The following is a 3084-nucleotide window of genomic DNA, read 5'->3' as shown; positions in this document are numbered from 1 at the left end:
AAATATTGGGCTATTCAGAGCGATGAATTTTGCACTTCGTTCTTGAATCTACGTCCGCGACATAAACCCGGTGATAAAATCGCATGGAAACCGTTGCCGGTATCCGAGAGGCAGCCACGCCGCGAATCCGGCGTCACCACCCTCACGGACAGACAAGGACGGAAGCAGGCACCACCACCGACGTACGATAAAAATTTTGTCAATTTGCAGGAATGGCTTATCTTTGTGCTTATAAATACACGTCAATACACGCGTAATGAAAGTAAAGATACATCGCGAGGGTCTAAACATTCTCATAATCCTCCTCCTTATCTTGCTGGTAATCAACATACCGGCATGGCTTTTCATACGCCCTGCGGCAATCCCCGCCACCTTCACCGCCGTGTCGGCGATCATATACCTGCTCGTGCTCAACTTCTTCCGCTCACCGCGCAGACAGTTCAGAGGCAACCCCGACAAAGTGGTCGTAGCCTCGGCCGACGGAAAAGTAGTTGCGCTTGAGGAGACCTTCGAGGACGAATACCTTCACTGCCGCTGCATACAGCTGTCGGTGTTCATGTCGGTGCTCAACGTCCACGCCAACTGGTTTCCGGTCGACGGCGAGGTCCTTTATGTGCGCCACCATCCGGGACGATTCCTGTCGGCGTGGCTTCCAAAGTCAAGCACCGAGAACGAGCGCAGCACTGTAGCTATCCGCTCCAACGCCGGCCCGGTCATACTCATGCGCCAGGTGGCAGGAGCGCTCGCACGCCGCATTGTCACCTACGCATGCCCCGGCGAAAAGGCCTCCATAGCATCCCATATGGGATTCATCAAGTTCGGCTCACGCGTCGACCTCTACCTACCCCTGGACACCGAAATCCTCGTGAAGCTCGGCGACACCACTACAGGCGGCATCACAGAAGTGGCTCGCCTGAAATAAGAGCGCCGAAATAAGACACCCCGGAAGCCGCCGGCACAAGAGACCGACAACATAACCAAAAACACAATCATCGGCATGTTCCGCAAAATCATAGCCTGGATACCCAACTCCATCACCTGCACGAGCCTTCTTTTCGGCTCGCTCGCCACTATCGCCGCATTCCATTTCAACGACCTCCTGTGGGGGCTGCCCTGCTATCAATGGGCATTCATATGCATCGGCATCTCAGCCGTGTGCGACTTTCTCGACGGCGCGTCCGCACGCATGCTCCACGCCTACTCCAACCTCGGCAAGGAACTTGACTCGCTCAGCGACCTGATAAGTTTCGGCATGGCTCCGGGGATGCTCGTCTACAACCTCATGGCATCCCATCCCGGACCGGCATGGCTTCCTTTCACCGCGATACTCATACCGCTGATGGGCGAACTGCGACTGGCGCGGTTCAACATCGACGACCGGCAGACCACTTCGTTCCTTGGAATGCCCATACCGGCCAACGCCATATTCTGGATAGGCGCTGTGGCATGGATGACAAGCCACACATACATAGGCCATTGGCCCATGGCCGTGCTCGTGGCCGCGATGTCGTCGCTCATGGTGGCCACCAACCTGAAGATGTTCTCGCTGAAGTTCAAGAACTTCGATTTCCGCGAAAATCTGCGACGCTACGTAATCATTATCGCCGCATTGTTGTTTGTAATAACGGGAGGAGTACCCGGACTTGCATGGACCATCCTGTTCTACATCGTGCTCTCCATCCTCCCCGCCCGGGCCTGACGACGGCCTTGAACCAACAATTACGTCCCCGCCTATGATATTCAAGCTTATCATATTCGCACTGTTCATATTCGTACTCCTCCCGGTGTTCCGGCTCGGAGTGTCGCTCTTCCGCGCCTACCGCCACGTGAAGCGCCGCGCCGAAGCGTTTGCCGGTACAGGAAGAGCCCGCCCCGGAGAGCAGGAAACTACCCAATCCTACGGAAAGCGCCGACGTGCGCGTCACAGTGCCCGCAAGGTTTTCCATCCGGAGGATGGCGAATACGTGCGCTTCGAAGAGATCGAAGTCGACATCGTGCAGGAACAAGAGCGCAGAAGGCGCTACGGCGACACCGCTTTCCGCATGGAAGAGCAGGTGAGTGACGCCGAGTGGACCGACCTACGCCTCTGACGCAGCCCACGCAAGCACACCGCCACCACCATCGACAGCAACCATTTTTCCAAACAACACTAACATTTTACACCATGAACGATTTAAAGAAATACATCGCCGAAGGGGTAGGAACAATGTTTCTCGTACTCCTCGCCTGCGGAAGCGCCGTGCTCGCAGGGCCGTCAATCGGAGGTTATGGAGTAGGCATCTGCTTCGGGCTGGTGCTCGTGTGTCTCTGCTACTGCCTCGGCAACATCTCCGGATGCCACGTCAATCCGGCAGTCTCGCTCGGAGTCTACCTCAGCGGCAGGATGAGCTTGAAGGACATGCTGTTCTACTGGCTCTTCCAGATGGGTGGGGCAGTTGTCGGAGCGGCATTCCTCTTCTGGCTCGTAAACATGAACCCGGGATTCAACTTCGGTGGAATAACCGAGAACGCCGGCAACACCTACAATCTGGCCACCAACGTGCTGCAGCCAGGAGCCACCGCCGGAATGGCATTGCTCGTCGAGGCCCTGCTAACGTTCTTCTTCGTGTTCATCATCCTTGGCGCCACCGATTCTAATGTCGGTTGGGGCAAATTCGCCGGAATCGGCATCGGACTGGCTCTCGGGCTTGTCAACATCGTAGGCATCCCCGTCGACAACTGCTCGGTGAACCCCGCACGCAGCTTCGGGCCTGCTCTGTTTTGCCCGTCGGCATTCCACGATTTCTGGATCATGGTCGTCGGCCCGTTCGTAGGTGCCATCATCGCCGTAGTGGCATGGAAAGCCGTCTCACCCTACATCGGACGCGCAGACAAGTAAGCCACACACAAACCCGATGGCGATTCCCTGAATCCCCGGACAGACAGCTCTCCGTCAGACCAGTCCGACTTGTCAGACTCGTCCGACAAGCCCCTGGAATAACTAAAAGAGATGGGCGGTGTGCCGAATTTTTAGGCACACCGCCCATCTCGTTACTTTATATGCCCATCAATGCGACGACATAAAATCAGCCTCTATGAAGCGCG

4 protein-coding genes are annotated in these 3084 nt (G+C 56.2%); all 4 read left to right on the top strand.

All coding sequences use genetic code 11. The annotated features are described in order from the left end of the window. The first annotated feature begins 256 nt into the window (after positions 1–256). Positions 257–922: a phosphatidylserine decarboxylase family protein gene (locus QZ303_RS10575; RefSeq protein WP_295732552.1), complete on the top strand. Its 666-nt coding sequence runs from the start codon at positions 257–259 to the stop codon at positions 920–922. 75 nt (positions 923–997) lie between these two features. Further along, on the top strand, positions 998–1699 hold the full coding sequence (locus QZ303_RS10570) for a CDP-alcohol phosphatidyltransferase family protein (RefSeq protein ID WP_295732550.1): 702 nt from the start codon (positions 998–1000) through the stop codon (positions 1697–1699). A gap of 34 nt (positions 1700–1733) precedes the next feature. Beyond that, a complete protein-coding gene (locus tag QZ303_RS10565) occupies positions 1734–2090 on the top strand; it encodes a DUF4834 family protein (RefSeq protein ID WP_295732548.1) in 357 nt (118 codons plus the stop codon). A gap of 74 nt (positions 2091–2164) precedes the next feature. Then, positions 2165–2878, top strand: coding sequence for an MIP/aquaporin family protein (locus tag QZ303_RS10560; RefSeq protein WP_295732547.1), 714 nt, complete (start codon positions 2165–2167; stop codon positions 2876–2878). The last annotated feature ends 206 nt before the right edge of the window (positions 2879–3084 follow it).

The sequence above is a fragment of the uncultured Muribaculum sp. genome, from assembly GCF_910583865.1.
Classification (GTDB): domain Bacteria; phylum Bacteroidota; class Bacteroidia; order Bacteroidales; family Muribaculaceae; genus Muribaculum.
This window is presented reverse-complemented; position numbering and strand designations above follow the sequence as displayed.

Bases quoted from the DNA above. Each gene is read 5' to 3' on its own strand.
- QZ303_RS10575 (WP_295732552.1), top strand. From the start codon at position 257: ATGAAAGTAAAGATACATCGCGAGGGTCTAAACATTCTCATAATCCTC.
- QZ303_RS10570 (WP_295732550.1), top strand. From the start codon at position 998: ATGTTCCGCAAAATCATAGCCTGGATACCCAACTCCATCACCTGCACG.
- QZ303_RS10565 (WP_295732548.1), top strand. From the start codon at position 1,734: ATGATATTCAAGCTTATCATATTCGCACTGTTCATATTCGTACTCCTC.
- QZ303_RS10560 (WP_295732547.1), top strand. From the start codon at position 2,165: ATGAACGATTTAAAGAAATACATCGCCGAAGGGGTAGGAACAATGTTT.